Genomic DNA, 18,434 nt, shown 5'->3' with positions numbered 1-18,434 from the left:
CCTTCGCCGTCGCGTCGCGGTTCAGCGCCCCGTTCGTGACTTCCCCAAGCAGCAGAACAGCCATCAGATCACCCCCGCTTCTTTCAGCTTGCCCACCAGCTCGTCCACCGAGCCCACCTTGATGCCGGCCTTGCGGCCCTCGGGCTCGCGCACCGAGACCACCTCGAGCCGCGGCGCGACGTCGACGCCGTAATCGGCGGCGGTCTTTTCATCGAGCGGCTTCTTCTTGGCCTTCATGATGTTCGGCAGCGAGGCATAGCGCGGCTCGTTCAGGCGCAGGTCGGCGGTGACCACCGCCGGCAGCGCGACCTCGATGGTCTGGAGGCCGCCGTCGACCTCGCGGGTGACTTTCGCTTTGCCGCCCTCGATCTCGACCTTGCTGGCGAAGGTGGCCTGCGCCCAGCCGAGCAGCGCCGCCAGCATCTGGCCGGTGGCGTTCATGTCGTTGTCGATGGCCTGCTTGCCGGCGATGATGAGCTCGGTGCCCTCGGCCTTGGCCACCGCGGCGAGGATCTTCGCCACCGCCAAGGGCTCGATGTCCTGCTGCACGTCGTCCGCAGCCACGACCAGGATCGCCCGGTCGGCGCCCATGGCCAAGGCGGTGCGCAGCGTCTCGGCCGCCTGCTTGACGCCGATCGAGACCGCGATGATCTCTTCGGCCTGGCCCTTCTCCTTCAGACGGATCGCCTCCTCCACCGCGATCTCGTCGAACGGGTTCATCGACATCTTCACATTCGCCAGATCGACACCAGACCCGTCGCTCTTCACGCGCGCCTTCACGTTGTAGTCGATCACGCGCTTCACTGGCACGAGAACCTTCATCGGCCTCTCCCCTTTGGTTGCGTCACCTGTTCGGAGGGTTTGTTAGCGGGCCGTCGGCGGCAATGACAGGGAAAAAACGACCGTAACGCGTCGTAACATTTCCATTCCGTCATGTTGTCGCTAACGGCTGGCTCCTGGCACCCACAGGATATCCTGCGCGCCGTTTTCATTGGCCACGCGCCCCGCCACGAACAGCCAGTCCGACAGGCGGTTGAGATATTTCACCGCGGCCGGATTCGCATCCTCGGCAGCCGCCAGCGCCACGGCGGCGCGTTCGGCCCGTCGCGCCACGGTGCGCGACAGGTGCAGATGCGCCGATAGCGCCGAGCCGCCGGGCAGGATGAAGCTGCGCAGGGCCGAAAGCCCGGCATTCATCGCGTCGATTTCCGATTCCAGCCGCTCGACCTGGGCGTCGATGATGCGCAGCACCGGATAGGGCGCTTCGGCATCCTCGTCCATGCGCGGGCGCGACAGGTCGGCGCCGAGGTCGAAAAGATCGTTCTGGATCACCGCGATGCGCGCCGCGATCTCGCCCGTGGCATGCAGGCGGGCAAGGCCCAGCGTGGCGTTGAGTTCGTCCACCGTGCCATAGGCCTCGACCCGCAGGGAATGCTTGGGCACACGCTCGCCGTTCGACAGCGCCGTCTCGCCCTTGTCGCCGGTGCGGGTATAGATCTTGTTCAGCACGACCATCGGCTAGCTCCTGAGCCAGAGATAAAGCAGGAATACCGCGATGGCGATGGCCTGGGCGATGATGCGCCAGCGCATCATGCGGTTGCCGTGCTTGCGGTTGAACTCGCCGCCGCGCGCGAAGCCGCCGATGCCGGTGGCCAGGATCACCACCACCGCAAGGCAGCAGATCGCGAGCAGGTAGAACAGGAATTTGTCATGCATGGGCGGGCCCTTTCGGCGCGAAGCCTAGCTGCGGCGCGCGAACCAGTCCAGAGCGCGCGTGGAAAGAAGCCGCCGCCCGATGCCCGAGACATGGGTCGGCGTGGTGACGTAATAGCGCGGGCGGGGCCTCGGGCTTTCCAGCGCCTGGGCGATGCGGGCGCTGACCGCCGCGGGCGGCAACTCGAAGCGGTCCTTCTTCGCCGCCGGCTCGTAGAGGCGTTTCAGCAGCGTGCGGCGGTATTGCTCGGCGCGCGGGCTGGATTGCCAGTCGATCCAAGCCTCGAAATGCGGGATGGAGTTCTGGCGGATCTTCGTGCCGATGGGGCCGGGCTCGATCAGGATGAATTTCACCCCGGTATCGGCCATCTCGACGCGCAGCACGTCGGTCAGCCCCTCCAGCGCGAATTTCGTCGCCACATAGGCGCCGCGCCAGGGGATGCCGACCAGGCCCAGGACCGAGCTGATGTTCACCACCCGCCCACCATGGGCGCGGAAATGCGGCAGCAGCCGGCGGGTCAGGTCATGGGTGCCGAACAGGTTCGCCTCGAAGATTGCCCGCAGCGCGCCGCGCGGCAGGTCCTCGGCGGCGCCGGGGATGGCGAAGGCGGCATTGTTGACCAGCGCGTCGATGCGCCCCAGCGCCAGCGCGGCTTCGGCGCAGCGCGCCACGCTGTCCTCGCAGCCCAGCTCCAGCGGCAGGGTGTCGAAGCCCTCGGCGCGGCGGGCCGCGATATCCTCGGGCTTGCGGCAGGTGGCGATGACGCGCCAGCCGCGCCCGCGCATGTGCCGCGCCGCGTCCAGCCCGATGCCCGAGGAACAGCCGGTGATCAGAACGGTCTTCATGCGCGCCTCCTTGCCGGCGGTTCTGCGTCAAGGCCGGGCCTTGCGCAAGCCGCGCATTTCCGGCTGGACCGGGGCGGCGCGCGGGCCTATTCAATCGGCCATGTCCGACGACCCGAACATTCCCGATCCCAACGCGGATCAGACCAGCTCCGAGCCGCTGTCGCGTGCCATCGGCGAGCGTTACCTGACCTATGCGCTCAGCACCATCATGAACCGGGCGCTGCCCGATGCGCGCGACGGGCTGAAGCCGGTGCATCGCCGCATCCTGTTCGCCATGCGCGAATTGCGGCTGAGCCCGACCGGCGCCTTCCGCAAATCGGCCAAGATCAGCGGCGACGTGATGGGCAACTATCATCCGCATGGCGATGCCGCGATCTACGACGCCATGGCGCGGCTCGCGCAGCCCTTCGCCATGCGCTACCCGCTGGTGGACGGGCAGGGCAATTTCGGCAATATCGACGGCGACAACCCCGCCGCCAGCCGCTACACCGAGGCCCGGCTGACCGCAGCCGCCGAGGCGCTGATGGAGGGGCTGGCCGAGAATGCGGTGGATTTCCGCCCGAACTACGACGGCACGCTGGAAGAGCCCATCGTGCTGCCGGCGGCCTTTCCGAACCTGCTCTGCAACGGTGCCTCGGGCATCGCGGTCGGCATGGCGACCAACGTGCCGCCGCATAACCTGCACGAGGTGATCGACGCCTGCCTGCACCTGATCAAGGCGCCGGATGCCCGCGACGACACGCTGGTCAGCATCATCCCCGGCCCGGATTTCCCGACCGGCGGCGTGCTGGTCGAATCGCGCGAGACCATCGCCGAGGCCTACCGCACCGGCCGCGGCAGCCTGCGGCTGCGGGCGCGCTGGTCGGTCGAGGATCTGGGCCGCGGCCAGTGGCAGGTGGTCGTCACCGAGATCCCCTATCAGGTGCAGAAATCCAAGCTGATCGAGCGGCTGGCCGAGGTGATCCAGCTGAAGAAGGTGCCGATCCTGGCCGATGTCCGCGACGAATCGGCCGAGGACATCCGCATCGTGCTGGAGCCGCGCACCCGCGCCGTGGACCCCGAGCAACTGATGGCGGCGCTGTTCCGGGTCAGCGACCTGGAGGTGCGCTTCGGCCTGAACATGAACGTGCTGATCGACGGCCGGGTGCCCAAGGTCTGCTCGCTCAAGGAGGTGCTGCGCGCTTTCCTCGACCACCGGCGCGAGGTGCTGGTGCGGCGCTCGAACCACCGGCTGGACAAGATCGCGGCGCGGCTGGAGGTGCTGGAGGGCTACATGATCGCCTTCCTGAACCTCGACCGGGTGATCGAGATCATCCGTCACGAGGAAGACCCGAAGGCGGTGATGATGGCCGAGTTCCGGCTGTCCGAGGTGCAGGTCGAGGCGATCCTGAACATGCGCCTGCGTGCGCTGCGCAAGCTCGAGGAAATCGAGCTGCGGGCCGAGCACGAGAAGCTGACCGCCGAGCGCGAGGGCCTGGCGGCCATGCTGGCCGACGAGGGCGCGCAATGGGCCAGGATCGCCGAGGAACTGCGCGAGACCCGGGCCAAGTTCGGCAAGTCCGCCCCCGGCGGCCAGCGCCGCACCGAGATCGGCGAAGCGGGCGAGGTGGCCGAGATCGACATGGATGCGATGATCGAGCGCGAGCCGATCACCGTGATCCTGTCGAAGATGGGCTGGATCCGCGCCATGAAGGGCCACCAGCCGCTGGATGCCGAGATCAAGTTCAAGGATGGCGACGGCCCCTTCATGGCGCTCCATGCCGAGACGACCGACAAGCTGATGGTCTTTGCCGCCAATGGCCGCTTCTATACCCTGCCGGCGAACAACCTGCCCGGCGGGCGGGGCATGGGCGAGCCGTTGCGGCTGATGATCGACCTGCCCAACGATGCCGCGGTGATCGACATGTTCCCCTGGCGCGAGGGCGAGCGTTATCTGGTCGCCTCGAAGGCCGGGGACGGGTTCATCGTCGCTGGGGCCGATATCCTGGCGCAGACCCGCGCCGGCAAGCAGGTGCTGAACGGCGAGGCGGCGCTGTGCCGCCGCGTCACCGGCGATCATGTCGCCGTGGTCGGCGAGAACCGCAAGCTGCTGGTGTTTCCGCTGTCCGAACTGCCGGAAATGGCGCGCGGCAAGGGCGTGCGCTTGCAGAAATACAAGGATGGCGGGCTGTCGGACGCGATCTGCATCACCCTGGCCGAGGGGCTGCGCTGGCAGGAAACCGGTGGCCGCACCCGCAGCGAACCGGACCTGTCCGAATGGCTCGGCAAGCGGGCGGGCGCAGGCTATATGGCGCCGCGCGGCTTCCCGCGCGACAACAGGTTCAATTGAGAAAGGGCGGGTCTGGTCCCGCCCTTTTCACTAGCTGTCCACGCTCGGCGCGGGGGCCGGGCTTTCGGTCGGCGTGGTCGCCGCCGTTTGGTCGCTGGAGACTTTCTTATGGCCGGGGCAGTCCGCAAGCGCGGGAACTGCCGCCATCGAAAGTGCAAGCGCGAGGGCGACGGTCTTGCTGATCATCATCGGCTCCTTCGTGCGGTTCAGGCATGCCGGACCCGCCTGAGCGCAGGCCTCGGCACGTTTTCAGCCTGACATGCGGGGGCGATTCGATCAATTCCGCGGCCTCAGTCTTCACGAACCTGTTTGCGGCCGGTAATCATCGGCCGCACCAGGTCCTCGCGCTTCCAGAAGCGATAGAACAGGATCATTGCGACATGCAGCAGCACCAGGACCAGGATCAGGCTGGCACCCAGATTGTGCCAGCCCACTGCCTTGGATCGCGTGGCGCTGCTGACATAGGAGGCCAGCGGCCCGACATTGATGTAGTCGTCGGGGTCCGAGATCAGCCCGCTGGTGACCTGCGCCGCCAGCACCGCCAGCATGGCGATCACCGACAGCGCCCCCAGCGGGTTGTGGCCCGGCCAATGGCTGGGCTGGCGCAGGAACATGCCGCGCATGTAGCCCGCAATGGCGCCCGGCCCCCGGATGAAATGCGAGAACCGGGCCGGCGGCGGACCGACGAAGCCCCAGATCAGGCGGAACACCAGCAGCCCCGCCACGACATAGCCGCACCAGAAATGCAGCGTCATCCGGGCCGGGCCGAACTGGCCGAGGCACCATCCGGCGATCACGAAGAAGGTCAGCAGCCAGTGGAACGCGCGCAGCAGCGGGTCCCAAAGCCGGACCTCGCGCACCGGGCCGCGCCCGGCCATCAGCTTTTCTCGCGGAAGACGTCGTGGCAGGCCTTGCAGGCTTCGCCCAGCTTGCCGACGACCGGCCCGACATTCTCCGCGCCGCCCTTGACTGCCCCCGAGACGCCGGTGGCCGCCGCTTGCAGCCCGGCGAACTTCGTCCCGAACTCGTCCGGGTTGTTCCAGATGTCGGGCTTGGCGGCGCTGTCATCGGCATCGGCCGAACTGCTGCCCTCGATGAACAGGCTGGGCAGGTCGTATTGCGTCAGCGCCTCGATATTGGCGGCGGCGCGGCTGGCGGCGGCCTCGTCATAGGCGATCTCGCCCTTGGCCATGCCGGAAAGCGTGCCCATGTTGATCGCCAGCATCTGATAGAAGCCGTGGCGGGCCTCGACGGCCTGTGCGACCGGATCGTCCTGGGCCAGGCTGGCAAGCGGAACCGCGGCAAGGGCGGCGGCAGTGAGAATCAGGCGCATGTCGTCGTTCCTTTCATGTGGCGTATGGCTGCAATCGGGTTCGCGCCGGATGAGAGTTGCACAGCCCGCCTGATCTGCCAACGCGGCGGGCGATGCCATTTTCGTGAAAACCCCCGGTCTGTCGGGATTTTCTTCGCGGTTCCGGTTCGCCTGCCAGCGGTTTTTTCGCCGCCGGCCTGCCTTGGTGGCGAGGATTTGGGCAAAAAATCTCTGTCGGGGGGGCTGCGGGTCACGCGGCGCTTGCGCCAGGCCGGGCAGCAAGCGCAAGCTGAAGCGGACGGGGCTGTATTCCCGTCACCCCGAGCCGCACGGGGTTTTCATGGCAGTGGCCGCCGTTCATGCCGCGTCTCCTCCCTCCGCGTGGGCATGGACGGCGGTTTTTTTCAGCCCGCCGGCACGCGCAGCTTCAGACAGAAGCGCAGCCGGCCGCAGGGCCGGGCGTCGCGGATCCAGCCGTCCGGCGCCGCCAGATAGGCGCGGATCGTCGCCGCCACGTCGCCGGCATCCTCGGGGCGCAGGTCGTGGAACAGATAGGCGCCGCGCCCCGGGGCTTGCAGCGCCATCAGCAGCGGCCGGGCGTCCCGCGCCCGCAGCGTGGCACGGCGCAGGGCGATGTCCGGGCCAAGCGCGCGCAGCGCCTCGGCCAGCGCCCCGACCAATGCCTCGGCCTCGGGGCCCGGCGGCAGGGTCAGCGTGACCGGCATCGGTCCAGCAGATAGACGTCCATGATCCAGCCATGTTCGGCCCGTGCGCGGGCGCGGGTCTCGAGGATGCGGCCGGCGACCTCGGGCAGCGGACCCTGGATCAGGATCTGGTTCGGCATGCCCAGGAAGGCGCCCCACCAGATATGCAGATCCCGCGCGTCGAGGCTCTGGAACGAGCATTCGCCGTCCAGCATCACGACCAGCCGGTCCACCGCCCCTGGCCAGCCGTGATCGCGGATCTGGCGGCCGGTGGTGATCAGCACCGGCGCGGCGACCGCATTCAGCGGAATGGCATGGGCGGCGCAAAGCGCCTGGATCGCGGTGATGCCGGGGACCACCCGCAGATGCAGCGGCAGGTGCCGCGCCACCCGTTCCGCGATGCGCAGCGTGCTGTCGTAAAGCGAGGGGTCGCCCCAGACCAGCAGCGCCGGGCGGATGGCGCCATGGGCGCGGATCACCTGTTCCCAACGGGCGGCGATGGCGTCGTGCCAGGCCTCGACGCCCTGACGGTAGCCCTCGGTCACATCGCGCATCGGCATGTCGAAGACGGCGAGCGGCGGCGGGCTGACCAGCACATGCTGGCAAAGCGCGCGGCGCAGATCGGCCAGATCCGCCTTGTCCTCGCCCTTGGCGGGGATCAGGATCAGGTCGGCATCCGCCATGGCGGCGACGGCCTCGCGCGTCAGGTGACCGGGGCTGCCGGTGCCGATGCCGATCAGCGCAAGCTCGATCATGGCGCCTCTCCGATCAGGTGGAAGAAGGTGCCGGTGGCGTGGCCGCGGCGCGAGCCGGTCTCGGGCACCGCATCGCCATTGGCGTCCGCGACGCGGGCCAGCGGTTCGTCGGGCTGGGCCAGGATGGTGGCATAGTGGAACTCGTGCCCGGCCAGCGGCTGGCGATAGAGCCCGGCCAGCGGCTCGGCGCGGCGATAGCCCAGGTGCATCCGGCGCTTTTCATAGCTGGTCTCCAGCCCCAAGAGCCCGACCATTTCGTGGCGTGTGCCCTGGGCATCGACCAGCCCGGCGCCCATCGCCATGTAGCCGCCGCATTCGCCATGCACCGGGCGGGTCTCGGCAAAGTGCCGCAGCCCCTGGCGGAAGCGATCGGCGCCCGCCAGCCGGCCCGCATGCAGTTCGGGATAGCCGCCCGGCAGCCAGCAGGTCCCGGCGCTGTCGTCCGGCGCCTGATCGGCCAAGGGCGAAAACGGCAGGATCGTCGCCCCCGCCGCGCGCCATCCGGCAATGAGATGCGGATAGACGAAGGAAAACGCATCGTCCTGCGCCAGCGCGATGCGTTCGGCCGGGGGCGGCAGCGGGCGAAACGGCTCGGTCGCGATCCCGCCAGAAGCCGCCGCGATGATGGCGTCAAGGTCCAGATGCCGCGCCGCCGCCTCGCCCGCCGCCGTCAGCAGCGCCTCCAGCGCGGCATGTTCCTGCGCTTGCACCAGGCCCAGGTGGCGCTCGGGCAGCTCGATCCCCGCCTCGCGCGGCAGCACGCCCAGGACCGGGATCGCAAGCTGGTCGAACGCCTGCCGCATCAGCGCCTCGTGCCGGGGCGAGGCGACGCGGTTCAGCACCACCCCCGCCAGATGCACGTCGCGGCGCATCTCGCGAAACCCCAGCGCCACGGCAGCGGCGGATTGGGCCTGCCCCTTGCAGTCCATGACCAGCAGCACCGGCCAGCCGGTCAGCGCGGCGATGTCGGCGCTGGCGCCATTGCCGCAGCCGCCCGCGCGCGCTACGCCGTCGAACAGCCCCATCGAGCCCTCGGCCAGCGCGATATCCGCGCCGTCCGCCGCGCCGATCAGCTGCGCGATCTGCGCCCGGCCCATGGCCCAGCTGTCCAGGTTGAAGGACTCCCGCCCCGCCGCGGCGCGGTGAAAGGCGGGGTCGATATAATCCGGCCCGCTTTTGAAGGGCTGCACCACCAGACCGCGCGCCCGCAGGGCGGCGATCAGCCCCAGCGTGACCGTGGTCTTGCCGGAACCCGAGGCCGGCGCGCTGACGATCAGGCCGCGAGTCATTCCGGGAACCTCGGCGCGGTGCCGACGGGGCGGAAGCGGCGGTCGTAGTCGCCGGCATAGAGCCGGCTTTCGTCGAAGCCCTCGGCCGCCAGCGCCCTTCCGACAAGGATCAGGGCCGTGCGCTCACCCGCGCCGATGGCGGGGTCCAGCGTGGCCAGCGTGGCGCGGTGAATGCGCTGGTCGGGCCAACTGGCGCGGAACACCACGGCAACCGGGCAATCGGCGCCGTAATGCGGCGCCAGCTCCGCCTGCACGCGGTCCAGCACATGCACCGACAGGTGGATGGCCAGCGTCGCGCCGGTGGCGGCGAAATTGGCCAAGGTCTCGCCCTCGGGCATCGAGGAGGCGCGGCCCGAGGTCCGGGTCAGCACCACCGATTGCGCGATGCCCGGCAGGGTCAGTTCCGCCCCCAGCGCCGCGGCGGCGGCGGCGAATGACGGCACGCCGGGGGTCACGTCATAGGGGATGCCGAGGTCGCGCAGCCGCCGCAACTGCTCGCCCATTGCCGACCAGACCGACAGGTCGCCCGAATGCAGCCGCGCCACGTCCTGGCCTGCCTGATGCGCGGCGGCGATCTCGGCGATGATCTGGTCGAGGTCCATGGGCGCGGTGTTCACGATCCGCGCGCCGGGCGGGCAATGGCTGAGCAGCGCCTGAGGCACCAGCGAGCCGGCATAGAGGCAGACCGGGCAGGATGCGATCAGGTCGCGGCCGCGCAGGGTGATGAGGTCGGCCGCGCCGGGGCCGGCGCCGATGAAATGGACGGTCATGCGGGGTCTCCTTCTGCGATGGCGGCGGTGGCCGTGCCGTCTTGCGAGATGACGCGCGGCGCGACGATGCGCGCGCCGGGGCCGAGCGCGGCCAGGGCGGCGGCTTCGGCCAGCGAGCCGGTGCCGTGGCGCGCCAGGATGCGCGGCGATCGGGTGGGGGTGGCGATGCCGGCGACCTCGACCGCGATCAGCGGCAGGCCGGTCTGCGCGGCCAGCGCCCGCATCACCGGCGCATCCGCCTTGGCCGGGCTGGTCGCCAGCGCATCCGCCGAACCGGCGCGGGCCAGCGCGTCGGCCAGCGAGGCGAGGCTTGCCGCCTGCCGAAAGCCGATGCCCGCGACCCTCATGGCCAGCTCCATTGTGTGACGCCGCGCGCGGGGGTCCAGCCGCGCATCCGGCCCAGGGGGGCGGCTTCCTCCAGCGCGATCCGGGTCAGGCTGCCGCCACGCGCGGCGTGGAGCGCGATCAGCAGCGCCTCGGTCTCCAGCGTGACCGCGTTCGCGACCAGACGGGCGGGGGGCAGGGCGTCGATCAGCGCGGTGCTGGCGCCGCCGCCGATGAAGATGGCGTCGGGCGGCGGCAGATCGTGTAGTGCCTCGGGGGCCGCGCCTTGGACGGCGCGCATCCGGCCTGCCAGCCCGAACGCCTCGATATTCGCGGCGATATTGGCGAGCCTGTCGGTGCGGGGCTCGATGGTCACGGCCCGGCCGCCGTTCAGGCACCATTCCACGCTGACCGAGCCCGAGCCGCCGCCGATGTCCCAGAGCATCTCGCCCGCGCGCGGTCCCAGCGCCGCCAGAGTCACCGCCCGGATGGCGCGCCTGGTGATCTGGCCGTCATGGGCGAAGCTGTCGTCGGGCAGGCCGAAGCCGCGCGGCAGGCCGGCGCCTTGCGGCAGGTCCGATCCATCCAGCGCCACCGCCACCGGCGCGATGCAGTCCAGCGCGAAGCCGTCGGCGCGCGCCTCGCGGATGCGTTCGCGCGGGCCGCCAAGCGCCTCCAGCACCACCATGCGCGTCGCGCCCAGCCCATGCGCTACCAGCCATTCGGCCAGTTGCGCGGGCGCGGCGCCGTCGCGCAGCAGGCAGATCGCCCGCGCGCCCCGCGCCATTACCGGGCGCAGCCGGGCCAGGGGCGCGGCGTGCAGGCCAAGGCAAGCGACCTCTTCCAGCCGCCAGCCCAGCCTTGCGGCGGCCAGCGAAAAGGTGCCCGGCGCGGGAAAGGCCCGCCATTCGCCCGCTTGCAGCACGGCGGCGATGCTGCCGCCGGCGCCGTGCCAGAACGGATCGCCCGAGACCAGCGCCGCCACGCCTTGCCCGCGCAGGGCCAGCAGCGGGGCCAGATCGAAAGGCACCGGCCATTCCCGGCCCCGCGGCCCTGCGATCCCCGCTAGTCCCAGATGCCGGGGGGCGCCGAAGACGATTTCCGCCCGATCCAGCGCATCGCGGCTTGCAGGCGGCAGGCCGGCGGGGCCATCCTCGCCCAGACCGATGATGGAAAGCCAGGGATCAGGCATGACGCGCATCCTTCTGCTGGGCGGCACCACCGAGGCGGGGGCCATGGCCCGCGCGCTGGCCGAGGCCGGGCTGGACGCGGTCTATTCCTATGCCGGCCGCACCAGGAAGCCGATGGCGCAGCCGCTGCCCATGCGCATCGGCGGCTTCGGCGGGACCGAGGGGCTGGTGGACTATCTGCGGGCCGAGCGCATCACCCATGTCATCGACGCCACCCACCCCTTTGCCGCGGGCATGAGCCGCAATGCCGTCGCCGCCTGCACGGCCACCGGCACGCCGCTGATCGCGCTGGAGCGCCCGCCCTGGGCCGCGCAGCCCGGAGACCGCTGGCTGCACGTTCCCGATTACGCCGCCGCCGCCAGGGCGCTGCCCGGCGACGGTTCGGCGGTGTTCCTGGCCATCGGGCGGCAGAACCTGCAACCTTTCGTCGGGCTGAACCACAGCTGGATGCTGCGCTTTGCCGAGGTGGCGGCGCATCCCCTGCGCGATGCGACGCTGATCGTCTCGCGCGGGCCGTTCACCGTCGCGGGCGACATGGCGCTGATGCGGCGGCACGCCATCGCCCATGTCGTCGCCAAGAATGCCGGGGGTCAGGCCGCCCAGGCCAAGCTGGCCGCCGCCCGCGCCCTTGGCCTGCCGGTGGTGATGATCGACCGGCCCGCGCTGCCGCTGCGCCGCGTCGTCGCCACGCCGGCCGAGGTGATGGCCTGGCTTCATGGCGCGGATCGCGGCGTATAGACCCAGGCGCCGACCCGGCGGGTGGCGCTGTTGCCGAGGATGACCACGGTGCGCATGTCGGCCATCTCGGGGCAGGCTTCGGCCAGGGTGACGGTGCTCAGCGCCTCGTCCGGGGTCGAGATGGCGCGGGCGAATGAGATCAGCCGCTCGGGGCCGCAAGCCTCGCGCAGGATCTCCAGCACGCGGGCGAAGCCTTCGGGCCGGGCCTTCGAGCGCGGGTTGTAGAAGGCCATGGCGAAATCCGCCTCGGCCGCCAGTCGCAGGCGCTTTTCGATCAGCGCCCAGGGCTTGAGATTGTCCGACAGGTTGATGGCGCAGAAGTCATGGCCCAGCGGCGCGCCCAGCCGGGCGCTGGCGGCCAGCATGGCGGTGATGCCGGGCAGGATGCGGATATCGGGCGTCCTGTCGCGCCCCTCCAGCGCCTCGAACAGCGCCGAGGCCATGGCAAAGACCCCCGGATCGCCCGAGGAGACCACCACGACCCGCTGCCCCCGCGCCGCCAGGTCCAGCGCGAAGCGCGCGCGGTCCAGCTCGACGCGGTTGTCCGAGGGGTGCAGCGCCAGCCCCTCGCGCGGGGCGACGCGGGCGACATAGGGGATGTAGCCCACGACATCGGTGGCCTCGGCCAGCGCCGCCTGCACCTCGGGCGTGACCAGATCCTCCGCGCCCGGCCCAAGGCCCGCCACCGCGACCCAGCCGCTCATTCCGCGGCATCCGCCGCAGAATCGGACAGCGGTCGGCGGCCGTTGCCATGCACAAGCACGGTGGCGAAATAGGGGCAGGCATCCAGGTCGGCCTGCGCCAGCGGCGTCACGCGCTGGTTCGGCATGGTGCCGCGCTCGACCAGCCAGGCATCGGCCATGCGCCCGGCCGAGGCCAGCGCGCGGGCGATCTTGGGCAGGTTGCGGCCGGTCTTCATCACCACCACCGCGTCGGCGGCGCGCATGTGGCGGGCCAGCTCGGCCTCGGGCAGGGTGCCCATCAGCACGGTCATGGCGTCGTCGCCCCAGGTCATCGGCTGGCCGATGGCGTTCCAGCAGCCGGTCATGCCGGGAATGCCGGGGATGATCTCGACCGGGACAATGCCTTGCAGCCGGGCATGCAGATGCATGAACGAGCCGTAGAACAGCGGGTCGCCCTCGCACAGCACCACCACGTCGCTATCGGCGGCCAGGGCGGCCAGACGCATTGTCCAGTCGTCGTAGAAACCCGCAAGCAGCCGGTTGTATTCCGGGCTGTCGAAGGGAATCTCGGTCGTGACCGGATATTCCATCGCGTGCTCGACCACCTCCGGCGCCAGCATCTCGGCGACGATGCGGCGGGCCTGTCCGGCCCGGCCCTTCTTGCGGAAATAGGCGATCTGCCGCGCATTGCGGATGGCGCGGTCGGCGCGGACCGAGATCAGGTCGGGATCGCCGGGGCCGAGGCCGGCGCAGATGATCTTTCCGGTTTGGGGGCCCATGGCTATTCCTTCCGGCTGGCGAGGGCGTTGACGGCGGCGACGGTGATGGCCGAGCCGCCCAGCCGCCCGCGCACCACCAGCGCCGGCGCGGGCAGGTCGTCCATCAGCGCCGCCTTGGATTCCGCCGCCCCGACGAAGCCCACCGGGCAGCCGATGATCGCGGCCGGGCGCGGGCAGGCCGGATCGCGGAGCATGTTGAGCAGGTGGAACAGCGCCGTCGGCGCGTTGCCAATGGCGACCACGGCGCCGTCCAGGTCGTCGCGCCACAGCTCCAGCGCGGCGGCGCTGCGCGTGTTGCCCATCCGGGCCGCGAGATCCGGCACGCGGGGGTCGTTCAGCGTGCAGATGACCCGGTTCGCGGCGGGCAGGCGGGCACGGGTGATGCCCTCGCTGACCATGCGCGCATCGCAGAGGATCGGCGCGCCATCCTCCAGCGCCTGGCGCGCCGCTGTGGCCATGCCGGGCGAGAATGCCATGTCGCGTTCCAGCCCCACCAGCCCGGCGGCATGGATCATGCGCACGACGACCGGCTCTTCCTCGGCGGTGAAGCGGGCGAGCTCGGCCTCGGCCCGGATGGTGGCGAAGGACTGCGCATAGATCCGGGCGCCGTCGGTTTCGTATTGGTGCAGCATCGGGGTTCCCTGGGATTTCTGCGGCTATCTCATGCAAGCGGGGGTCGGGCAAGGTCAGAGCGGGATGCGGTGCGGCGCGAGCCCGCATTGCGCGGCGGGATCGCGCGTGCCGCCGCCCCGGATCAGGTCGAAGCGGTCGGGCGCGGTGGCGACCAGCGTGACCGAGGCGGCGCCGCGATGCGCGCAGCCCTTGGCGCAGCCGCTGACATGCAGGCTTTGGCCGGGGGCGAGGCGCGGGGCGAGGCTGCGGGCCAGGGCGCGGACATCGGCCAGCGCCTGCGGGCAGCCGGGCGCGCCGGTGCAGGCATGGCTGCGCAGGAGCGGGTCGTCGGGGTCGAGGATGGCGCCCTCGATGCGCGGATGGCTCGCGCCCTCGATCAGCAATGCGCGCCAGGGGGTCAGGCGCAAGGCGCCGATCGCGGCGGCGGCGGTCAGCTGCTGGGGCGTGATCTGGCCGAAGGCAAAGCCCAGCAGCCAGCCGTTCGGCGCCGGGCCGGGGCTGGGCGAGGTGGCGCCGGCGGTTCCGGCGGCGCGGTCGCATGGGTATTTGGACAACAGAGAAGATGCCAGCGGGGCCGCGCCGGAGGGCGGGGCGGGGGCGCGGCGCAGGTGGTCGCGCATCCGGCCGCGGCCCTCCTGTACGCCGCCCTGCATGAACCAGCGCGCCAGGGCGACGGCGCGGGCGGCGGCCTCGGCGGCGTTGTCGGCCTCCAGCGCCCAGTCCCCGCCGTCCGGCAGGATCAGCCAGCCGGGGCCATGCGGGTGCAGCCTGATGTCCGAGGGCGTGTCGGCCAGCACCGGCGGGCTGGCATCGACGGCGAAGCCGAACTTGTTGGGCACCTGCGGCGCATCCGGGGTGGTCATGGCCCGGGCGATGGCTTCGGCCAACTGCCAGGCCGCGCCGCCCATCGGGGCGAAGGGCGACAGGATCACGTTGCGCCGCGCTTCGGACTCGGGGCTGTCGTCGATCAGGCCGATGCCGTCCAGCGCCGCGACGCTTGCCGCATGGCCGGCGGGATCCAGCCCGCGCAATTGCAGATTGGCGCGGCTGGTCAGGTCCATCAGCCCGTTGCCATGGCGCGCCGAAAGCCCGGCGATCAGACGGGCCTGGTCGGGCGTGAGCCGGCCGTTCCGGGCCCGGATGCGCAGGACCAGCCCGTCGCCCGATGCCATCGGCCGCAGCGCGCCGGGGCACCAGCCCTTGACCGCGAAGCCGGTCATGGCGCCGCCTCGGCCAGCACCGAGTTGCGCCGCGTGACCCAGAGGCCCGATTCCAGCAGCCGCGCGAACATCGCCCGCATCGCCGTCAGCGCCTGCGGATTCTCGCGCTGCATGAAGGCGACGACCTCGGGCCGCCCCAGCGTGGCGTCGTGATAGAGGTCGAAAAGGTGGCCGGGCACCACGCCGGCCAGGTTGGCGAAGGCGGCCATGTGGTCGAGCGTCGCCGCGATCTCGGCCGCGCCGCGGAAGCCGTGCCGCATCATGCCGTCGGCCCAGGCCGGATTGGCGGCGCGGGCGCGGGTGACGCGGGCGATTTCCTCGGCCAGGCTGCGGGCGCGGGGGGCCTCGGGCCGGGTCGCGTCCAGGTGGTAAAGCGCGGGTGCGGGAGCGCCGATCCGCGCCATGGCGGCGGCGAAGCCCGCCTCGTGCGCGGCATAGTCGCCGGCCAGCAGCAGGTCGGATTCCGGCAGGTCCTGCGCGTGGACGAAGGCATCGGCCCGGGCGAGGCGGTCGCGGATCGCCTGCGGCTGGTGGGTGATCCGGCCATCGGCGCCGATGGCGTGGGAGGAGGCGGCAAGCCATGCCTCGCCCGCTGCCTGCCGCGCCTCGTCCGTGAAACTCTCGGCCAGGTCGGTCATGCCGAGGCCGTAGAGGCCGGGCTTGGGACCGAAGACGCGAGGGGCGCGGCTGCGATAGGGGTTGTCCCCGGGCGCCTCGTCGCGGGCGGAGAGCGCCTCGGCCCCGGTCTCGAACAGTTGCGCGAGGCCTGGGAAGATGTCGCGGAACAGGCCCGAGACCCGCAGCGTCACGTCGATCCGCGGCCGGCCCAGCTCGGCCAGGGGCAGGATCTCGATGCCCGCGACGCGGCCCGACTCGCCGTCCCAGCGGGGGCTGAGACCGGCCAGATGCAGCGCCATGGCGAATTCCTCGCCCGCCGTGCGCATGGTGGCGCTGCCCCACAGGTCCACGATCAGCCCGCGCGGCCAGTCGCCGTGGTCTTGCAGGTGGCGGCGCAGCAGCTCCTCGGCCAGCTTCACCCCCTGGGCATGGGCCGCGCGCGAGGGCACGGCGCGGGGATCGACGGCGAACAGGTTGCGCCCGGTGGGCAGCACGTCCCGCCGCCCCCGCGCCGGCGAGCCCGAGGGGCCGGGTGCCACCCGCTTGCCGGCCAGCGCGCGGGCCAGGCCCTCGGTTTCGCCGGGAGCGGTGCCATAGACATGCAGCCCGTCGCCGAAGCGGCTGTCCTTGAGGTCGCAGAGGAAACGGTCGATCAGCGGGATCGCCTCGGCCGGCGCGGCATCGGGGGGCAGGCCAAGGTCGGCCTCGACCCCGGCGGCGCGGGCCTCGTCGCGGATCGCCAGGATCAGCCGGTCGCGGCGGCGCGGGTCCAGCCCGTCGGCGGTGGAATATTCGTCGAGCAGGCGCTCCAGATGCGTCAGGTTTTCGGGGACGCCCGAGTCCACCAGCGGCGGCGGCAGGTGGCCCAGCGTCACGGCAGAGAGCCGGCGCTTGGCCTGCGCGGCCTCGCCGGGGTCGTTGACGATGAAGGGATAGATCACGGGCAGGTCGGCCAGCAGCGCCTCGGGCCAGCATTCATCGGACAGGGCCACGGATTTCCCCGGCAGCCATTCCAGCGTGCCATGCGCGCCCATGTGGATTAGGACATCCGCCTGACCGCGCAGCCAGAGGTAGAAGGCGACGTATTCGTGGCGCGGGGTGCGCGTCAGGTCGTGGTAATCGTGGGCGCGGGTCTTCGCCTCGCCGCGCTCGGGTTGCAGGGCGATCAGGTCGGTGCCGTGGCGGATGGCGGCGAAGCGGAAGCCGTCGGGCGGCGGCTCGCCCCATGCCGCAGCGAGGTCGTCGCGCAGGCGTTGGGGCAGGGTGGCCAGCGCCTCGCGGTAATCGTCCAGCGGCCAGGCGATGCGCTGGGACGTCAGTCGCCGGCCCAGGTCGCCATGCGGGATGCCAAGGATCGCGCCGCATGATGCCAGCGCGTCCAGCCCCACCGCATGGGCAAGCTGATGCGCCTTGCCGGGATAGGTAGAGAGCACCACCGCCCGGCGTGCCGCCTGCCGCAGCCGGTGCCAGGCCGTGATTCGCGCCACGGCCGCGTCGATGCGGTCCGGGTCGGGGGCATGGATCACGCGGGCGAATTGCAGGTCGGGGTCGCGGTCCTGCGGTTCCTTGAAGCTGATCGCGCCCAGGAAGATGCGGCCATCGACCTCGGGCAGCACGACATGCATGGCCAGATCGGCGGCGGAAAGGCCGCGCTCCTCGGCTACCCAAAGGGTGCGCGGCGCGGTGGACAGCGCCACCTGAAAGACCGGGCAATCCGCGCCGTCGAAGGGCGTCGCGCCCGCATCGTCGCGGGCGGAAAAGGCGGTCAGGTTCACCACCGCCGCAAGCCCGGGCAGGTGCGGCGCCAGCCAGTCGGCGAAGCCCGGCGCTTTCAGCGAGGGCGCGAAGACCCCGGTCGCGGCAAGGCCGACCCCGCGCAGGGCGCGGATCATCGCATCCACCGGCGCAAGGTCGGCTGCGGTCAGGTAGCTGCGATAGAAGCTGACCAGAACGCCGGGCTCGGGGCGGTCGATCACGCCGCGGTCGGGGTCGTAGAAGCCGAAGTCCGGGATCGCGGCCTCGCCACGGACAGGGGCGGCGGGCAGTCCTGCCGCATGCGCCAGTTCCGCCAGCGCCATCTGCGCCGCGACTGCGCCGCCCTGGTCGCAAAGCGCTGCAAGCCGGCGCAGCAGCGGCACCGGCAGCGTGGAAAAGCGGTCCAGCGTTGGGTCGGGGCGGCCGTCCGCCGGCAGGAAGGCCAGCGCGATGCCCCGCCGTCGGGCCAGATCCTGAAGGCTGGCTGTGCCGTAGGGCCAATAGGGCTCGCCGCCGATCAGCCGGACCAGCACGGCGCGGGCGCCGGACAGCGTCGCCTCGCAATACTGATCGACCGAGATCGGGTGCCGCAGCGCCGAGAGGTTGCACAGCCGCAGCGCAGGCAGCCCTCCGGCCGCCCGCTGCCAGCCCGCCGCGAAAGCGCCGAGGTCGCTGTCGGAATAGGACAGCACGACCAGATCGGCAGGGCCTTGGCCGGGGTCGGTCGGAACCTCGGTTTCCTCGAGCCCACGGCTTTCGCGGAAGACGACGTGCAT

General features: G+C 71.2%; 20 protein-coding genes. 2 read left to right on the top strand and 18 right to left on the bottom strand.

Annotated features, from left to right (window positions below; all coding sequences use genetic code 11):
• Positions 1 to 63: 63 nt before the first annotated feature.
• The 4 genes from AQY21_RS17830 to AQY21_RS17815 all read right to left on the bottom strand — a co-directional run bounded on the left by AQY21_RS17830 (position 64) and on the right by AQY21_RS17815 (position 2,559).
• Positions 64 to 822 (bottom strand): electron transfer flavoprotein subunit beta/FixA family protein, encoded by a 759-nt coding sequence (locus AQY21_RS17830; protein WP_058098947.1) that lies wholly within the window; start codon positions 820 to 822, stop codon positions 64 to 66.
• 120 nt (positions 823 to 942) lie between these two features.
• Entirely contained in the window at positions 943 to 1,515 is a 573-nt protein-coding gene (locus AQY21_RS17825) for a cob(I)yrinic acid a,c-diamide adenosyltransferase (protein ID WP_058098946.1), read from the bottom strand.
• A 3-nt stretch (positions 1,516 to 1,518) separates the two neighbouring features.
• Positions 1,519 to 1,716, bottom strand: coding sequence for a twin transmembrane helix small protein (locus AQY21_RS17820; protein ID WP_058098945.1), 198 nt, complete (start codon positions 1,714 to 1,716; stop codon positions 1,519 to 1,521).
• A 24-nt stretch (positions 1,717 to 1,740) separates the two neighbouring features.
• Positions 1,741 to 2,559, bottom strand: coding sequence for an SDR family NAD(P)-dependent oxidoreductase (locus tag AQY21_RS17815; RefSeq protein ID WP_058098944.1), 819 nt, complete (start codon positions 2,557 to 2,559; stop codon positions 1,741 to 1,743).
• A 100-nt stretch (positions 2,560 to 2,659) separates the two neighbouring features.
• On the opposite strand from AQY21_RS17815, the gene parC reads away from it, so the two are divergent.
• Positions 2,660 to 4,888 carry a DNA topoisomerase IV subunit A gene (parC, locus tag AQY21_RS17810; RefSeq protein WP_058098965.1) on the top strand — a complete coding sequence of 743 codons (2,229 nt, stop codon included), beginning with the start codon at positions 2,660 to 2,662 and terminating at the stop codon, positions 4,886 to 4,888.
• A 30-nt stretch (positions 4,889 to 4,918) separates the two neighbouring features.
• On the opposite strand, the gene AQY21_RS29070 is transcribed toward parC, so the two are convergent.
• The 9 genes from AQY21_RS29070 to cbiE all read right to left on the bottom strand — a co-directional run bounded on the left by AQY21_RS29070 (position 4,919) and on the right by cbiE (position 11,234).
• On the bottom strand, positions 4,919 to 5,074 hold the full coding sequence (locus AQY21_RS29070; protein ID WP_161906053.1) for a hypothetical protein: 156 nt from the start codon (positions 5,072 to 5,074) through the stop codon (positions 4,919 to 4,921).
• 104 nt (positions 5,075 to 5,178) lie between these two features.
• On the bottom strand, positions 5,179 to 5,766 hold the full coding sequence (locus AQY21_RS17805; protein ID WP_058098943.1) for a cytochrome b/b6 domain-containing protein: 588 nt from the start codon (positions 5,764 to 5,766) through the stop codon (positions 5,179 to 5,181).
• On the bottom strand, positions 5,766 to 6,221 hold the full coding sequence (locus AQY21_RS17800) for a cytochrome c (RefSeq protein ID WP_058098942.1): 456 nt from the start codon (positions 6,219 to 6,221) through the stop codon (positions 5,766 to 5,768). Before AQY21_RS17800 ends, AQY21_RS17805 begins: the two co-directional genes overlap by 1 nt.
• 383 nt (positions 6,222 to 6,604) lie before the next feature.
• Positions 6,605 to 6,925 (bottom strand): DUF1636 family protein, encoded by a 321-nt coding sequence (locus AQY21_RS17795; protein ID WP_058098941.1) that lies wholly within the window; start codon positions 6,923 to 6,925, stop codon positions 6,605 to 6,607.
• On the bottom strand, positions 6,910 to 7,659 hold the full coding sequence (gene cobF / locus AQY21_RS17790; protein WP_058098940.1) for a precorrin-6A synthase (deacetylating): 750 nt from the start codon (positions 7,657 to 7,659) through the stop codon (positions 6,910 to 6,912). Before cobF ends, AQY21_RS17795 begins: the two co-directional genes overlap by 16 nt.
• Entirely contained in the window at positions 7,656 to 8,948 is a 1,293-nt protein-coding gene (locus tag AQY21_RS17785) for a cobyrinate a,c-diamide synthase (protein WP_058098939.1), read from the bottom strand. Before AQY21_RS17785 ends, cobF begins: the two co-directional genes overlap by 4 nt.
• Positions 8,945 to 9,718, bottom strand: coding sequence for a precorrin-4 C(11)-methyltransferase (gene cobM / locus AQY21_RS17780; RefSeq protein ID WP_058098938.1), 774 nt, complete (start codon positions 9,716 to 9,718; stop codon positions 8,945 to 8,947). Before cobM ends, AQY21_RS17785 begins: the two co-directional genes overlap by 4 nt.
• Entirely contained in the window at positions 9,715 to 10,065 is a 351-nt protein-coding gene (locus tag AQY21_RS17775) for a cobalamin biosynthesis protein (RefSeq protein WP_058098964.1), read from the bottom strand. Before AQY21_RS17775 ends, cobM begins: the two co-directional genes overlap by 4 nt.
• Positions 10,062 to 11,234: a precorrin-6y C5,15-methyltransferase (decarboxylating) subunit CbiE gene (cbiE, locus tag AQY21_RS17770; protein ID WP_058098937.1), complete on the bottom strand. Its 1,173-nt coding sequence runs from the start codon at positions 11,232 to 11,234 to the stop codon at positions 10,062 to 10,064. Before cbiE ends, AQY21_RS17775 begins: the two co-directional genes overlap by 4 nt.
• Between cbiE and AQY21_RS17765 the strand changes: the two genes are divergently transcribed.
• Positions 11,233 to 11,970: a cobalt-precorrin-6A reductase gene (locus AQY21_RS17765; protein ID WP_058098936.1), complete on the top strand. Its 738-nt coding sequence runs from the start codon at positions 11,233 to 11,235 to the stop codon at positions 11,968 to 11,970. The two genes, cbiE and AQY21_RS17765, sit on opposite strands and share 2 nt — an antisense overlap.
• Here the strand turns inward: AQY21_RS17765 and cobJ are convergent.
• From cobJ to cobN, 5 genes are read right to left on the bottom strand one after another with little or no spacing between them, the layout of a single operon-like run.
• Positions 11,946 to 12,674 carry a precorrin-3B C(17)-methyltransferase gene (gene cobJ, locus AQY21_RS17760; protein ID WP_058098935.1) on the bottom strand — a complete coding sequence of 243 codons (729 nt, stop codon included), beginning with the start codon at positions 12,672 to 12,674 and terminating at the stop codon, positions 11,946 to 11,948. The genes AQY21_RS17765 and cobJ overlap by 25 nt on opposite strands.
• Positions 12,671 to 13,432 (bottom strand): precorrin-2 C(20)-methyltransferase, encoded by a 762-nt coding sequence (locus tag AQY21_RS17755; RefSeq protein WP_058098934.1) that lies wholly within the window; start codon positions 13,430 to 13,432, stop codon positions 12,671 to 12,673. Before AQY21_RS17755 ends, cobJ begins: the two co-directional genes overlap by 4 nt.
• Positions 13,433 to 13,434: 2 nt before the next feature.
• Positions 13,435 to 14,064 carry a precorrin-8X methylmutase gene (locus tag AQY21_RS17750; RefSeq protein WP_058098933.1) on the bottom strand — a complete coding sequence of 210 codons (630 nt, stop codon included), beginning with the start codon at positions 14,062 to 14,064 and terminating at the stop codon, positions 13,435 to 13,437.
• Between the two features lie 54 nt (positions 14,065 to 14,118).
• Positions 14,119 to 15,285, bottom strand: a complete 1,167-nt coding sequence (locus AQY21_RS17745; RefSeq protein WP_058098932.1) for a precorrin-3B synthase — start codon at positions 15,283 to 15,285, stop codon at positions 14,119 to 14,121.
• Positions 15,282 to 18,434 carry a cobaltochelatase subunit CobN gene (gene cobN / locus AQY21_RS17740; RefSeq protein ID WP_058098931.1) on the bottom strand — a complete coding sequence of 1,051 codons (3,153 nt, stop codon included), beginning with the start codon at positions 18,432 to 18,434 and terminating at the stop codon, positions 15,282 to 15,284. The genes AQY21_RS17745 and cobN overlap by 4 nt, the downstream gene beginning before the upstream one ends.

This window comes from Paracoccus sp. MKU1 (genome assembly GCF_001447385.1).
GTDB lineage: Bacteria > Pseudomonadota > Alphaproteobacteria > Rhodobacterales > Rhodobacteraceae > Paracoccus.
The sequence above is the reverse complement of the archived record's forward strand: the minus strand, read 5'-3'. Positions and strand labels throughout refer to the sequence as shown.